This window comes from Thermogemmatispora sp. (genome assembly GCF_019683755.1).
Classification (GTDB): Bacteria; Chloroflexota; Ktedonobacteria; order Ktedonobacterales; family Ktedonobacteraceae; genus Thermogemmatispora.
The window spans coordinates 1-3,195 of record NZ_JADGHT010000444.1; the positions used below are offsets into that span (position 1 = coordinate 1).

Sequence of the window (3,195 nt, forward strand, 5' to 3'; positions counted from 1 at the left end):
CTGTAGAATAAACTAATATATGTGTTGCAAGCGATCCTGTGCCGGGTTGGGGGGCTAGTATGCGTGATCGCTCGGCTGAGCAGGGAGCAGGGGCATCTGAGGGAGCTGAAGGTCCAGAGGGCACATCTCGCCGTACCAGGCGGCGTCAGACTCATTCCAAGACAGTTGATCCCCCCTCGGAGCCGTTGGCATACTTTCCCGACCATCTGGCTGATTTCTATCAGTTGCTGAAGTCAGACTATGAAGAGCTGCGTCGCGCTAATCGCATCATCTTTTATGAAACTCGAGTCATTGTCTGGCTCTGCGTGATCCTGGCGCTGATCATTATGTTTCGCGCCTCCGTTGTGGGTGGCTCTATTCTCTCAGTGGCAACGCTGCTGGTGAGCCTGATAGGGAAGCTCATTCAGGTCAAGAGCAGCGAGCGGGAGGATCTGGGTAAGCGGCTGGAGGCGCTGCGTCTGACGACGCTGGAGATTGAGCGCATCTGTCTCAGTTTGCATCTGACAAGGGCCATTAGTGATCAGAGGCGGCGTGATCGGGTGCTGGAAGAGTTGGCAGAAGAGCGGTCCCTCTCTGGTGAGGAGGGGCGCCGCTCTTCGAGTGCTTCCAGTTCGACGGCGACTAATCGAGAGTCTGGAGGGCACCAGCTTCCGCCGCAGGAGGGCGGAGCCAGCTCGTTGGGGGGCGAGGCAGGAAGAGAGTGAACAGCCGCCGCTTTTCCTCGGATCTCCTTTAAGGACAAGCAGGGGGAGCGAAGGTGAGGGTTTCCAGGCTAAGCCTTCGCTCCTTGCTGCTTTGATACGTTCTGCCGGTGGCGTTGGGCTGGCGAGCAAGCTCAGGCAGTGGCGCCGCTGATGGTATTGCGCAGGCGACCCAGTCCCTCGACTTCCAGCTCAACTACGTCACCCACAGTCAGCCAGCGGTGGCGTTCCTGGCCTAATTCGAGCAGGCAGCCGCCTCCGCAGGTGCCGGAGCCAAGGATGTCGCCGGGGCGCAAGCGGACGTGCTGTGAGGCGCGCTCGATCATCTGAGGAAAGGTATAGTAGATTTCTTGAAAATTGGCTTCGGTAAGGAGGACTCCATTGACGCGGGCGCGCATGGGCAGGTCGAAGCGCTCGTCAGCGCCGCTGCCGCGACGGTAGGGTTGCAGTTCGTCGGGGGTGACGAGCCAGGGACCAAAGGAGGTGGCGAAGTCTTTGCCTTTGGCCGGTCCGAGCTGGACGGCCATTTCTTGCAGTTGGAGATCGCGCGCGCTCCAGTCATTCATGATCATGTAGCCTGCAATGTAGTCTGAAGCTTGCTCGGCAGGGATATCCTGGCCCGCGCGCCCGATGACTGCGGCAATCTCTAGCTCGTAGTCCAGTGCCTGGCTCAGGCGCGGGTAGGGAATGGCTTCCTCATGTCCGTAGAGGGCTGAGGTGTTGGAGAAATAGAACACAGGGATCTGATACCATTGGGCAGGAACCTCCAGGCCGCTGCGGGCGCGGGCGTTACGTACGTGGGCTTCGAAGGCGAAGAAGTCGCGAATAGTTGGCGGGTCGGGAATGGGCGGACGCAGGTGGACCTCTTCGAGGCGGAAGGCTAAACCCTGCTGATGTTGAAGCTGCGTCGGCTCCTCCTGCGCCGCCAGCTCTAGCGCGGCCCGTAGCCGTTCCCAGGCCGCTGCCCCTTGCCGAAGCAGGGCCAGCAGCGTCCCAGGAAGCGGCGCTTCCTGGTTCGCGCTAAGGCGCGCAAAGGCTGCCTCGCGCTGGGCTGCCCAATGGCCAAGGACCGCCAGGTCGAGCACAAGATCGTTGAGCAGAACGCCGGCCCGTCCCTCTTCGCGCGGCGTGTTAGGATCGAGTACGTAGGTTACCAGTTTCATAGGTGCTTGCTTGGTGTACTCCCGGCTTGGAGGCCGGGAGACGCTACTAGACAAGACGACTCTCCAGTCCTGGCTTGTTATGCCAGGTGCCTCCTCTCTTGCTTCACAAGCTGCTTCTGACTGCATAGTAGCGCAGGAGAGAGGGCGAGGCTCTGCCCTGCGCCGAACATCAGGAGGCTAGTGCGGCCATGCTGGCGAAGAGTAGGGGCTTTTCTGGCTGGCTCTGGTCACCGCTGAATTCGCGGTACATGGCGGCGACATTCGCGACGATGCGCTCGCCGTCGGTCCAGGTGGCGTAGCGGTCCAGGGGAATATCGCGCGCCGCCTCCAGGGCCGACATGCCAGCTTCGTAGCGCCTGCGGGCCTCATCGTAGATGTATTGCAAGTAGCCTTTGACTTCCTTGACGCCCTGCTGGTCTGTGATAGGGCCGTGGCCCGGTACGATGATTTCAGGGTCAAGCTGCAGGATCAGGTCGCAGGCGCGCAGCCAGTTAGCGGTGGGACCGGCCCACATGATGGGATGGCCGCCGATAAAGAGAATATCGCCGCTGAAGACCACGCGCTCGCTGGGGACGTAGACGATGATGTCGCCGCGGGTGTGGGCTGGCCCGACTTCGATCAGGCGCACCTCTTTGCTGCCGACGTGCAGGGTTAGCTCACCGCTGAAGGTGCGCGTTGGCAGGGTCAGGGTAATGTTGCTGAAGTCGAAGGCGCCAAAGGCCCGTTGCAGGAAGCGCTGTAGTTGCGGCAGGTTGGCGGTTTGGGAGAGCAGCGTGCGCAGGCGCTCGGGCGGATCTTCTTGCATCTCGATGGCGGCTTGCTCGGAGGCGATGATCTGGGCATTGGCAACTAACTGGTTGCCGTAGCAGTGGTCTCCGTTGGCATGGGTGTTAACGACGGTGTCAATCTGGGAGGCCGCTGGAACGGCCCGCTTCATGGTCTCCAGCATCTCACCGGTCAGCTTCAGGTCAAACAGGGTGTCGACGAGGAGCGTGGCTTGACCATCAACAATGAGACCGGCATTGCTCAGGCCCCAGGTGCCAGGCGGCTGGAGATAGGCGTACAGGTCGTTGCCAAGATCGTGTAGTCCGCGGGTGTAGGCGAAGCTTGCCATGTCTTTCTCTTTCCTCCCTTGTGAGTGGGCGAGGAGCTGTCAGAGCTGTCAGCACGTTACAGTGTTCGCCCAAGATTGGGTCTGGCCATTCGTTGGATGTCTCTCTCGTTGTTCTGGCACACTGATACAGTATCGCACGTCTCCTCCGCTTTGAGGAGGGGAGTTCTCCCCTCTCTCTCTCCTCTGGCCTCCCTCACGCGCTGGCAAAGGTCATTGT

At 60.7% G+C, this 3,195-nt stretch carries 3 protein-coding genes; 1 reads left to right on the forward strand and 2 read right to left on the reverse strand.

Annotated elements, in window-relative coordinates:
- Positions 1-59 precede the first annotated feature (59 nt).
- The gene (locus tag IRZ24_RS18525) at positions 60-704 is read left to right on the forward strand and encodes a hypothetical protein (RefSeq protein ID WP_297167646.1); all 645 of its coding nucleotides are present in this window, start codon (positions 60-62) and stop codon (positions 702-704) included.
- Between the two features lie 131 nt (positions 705-835).
- Here the strand turns inward: IRZ24_RS18525 and IRZ24_RS18530 are convergent, their stop codons facing one another.
- Positions 836-1,864: a fumarylacetoacetate hydrolase family protein gene (locus IRZ24_RS18530; RefSeq protein ID WP_297167649.1), complete on the reverse strand. Its 1,029-nt coding sequence runs from the start codon at positions 1,862-1,864 to the stop codon at positions 836-838.
- Between the two features lie 169 nt (positions 1,865-2,033).
- Positions 2,034-2,978, reverse strand: coding sequence for an MBL fold metallo-hydrolase (locus IRZ24_RS18535; protein WP_297167652.1), 945 nt, complete (start codon positions 2,976-2,978; stop codon positions 2,034-2,036).
- Positions 2,979-3,195: the final 217 nt, after the last annotated feature.

Bases quoted from the DNA above. Each gene is read 5' to 3' on its own strand.
- IRZ24_RS18535 (WP_297167652.1), bottom strand. From the start codon at position 2,978: ATGGCAAGCTTCGCCTACACCCGCGGACTACACGATCTTGGCAACGAC.
- IRZ24_RS18525 (WP_297167646.1), top strand. From the start codon at position 60: ATGCGTGATCGCTCGGCTGAGCAGGGAGCAGGGGCATCTGAGGGAGCT.
- IRZ24_RS18530 (WP_297167649.1), bottom strand. From the start codon at position 1,864: ATGAAACTGGTAACCTACGTACTCGATCCTAACACGCCGCGCGAAGAG.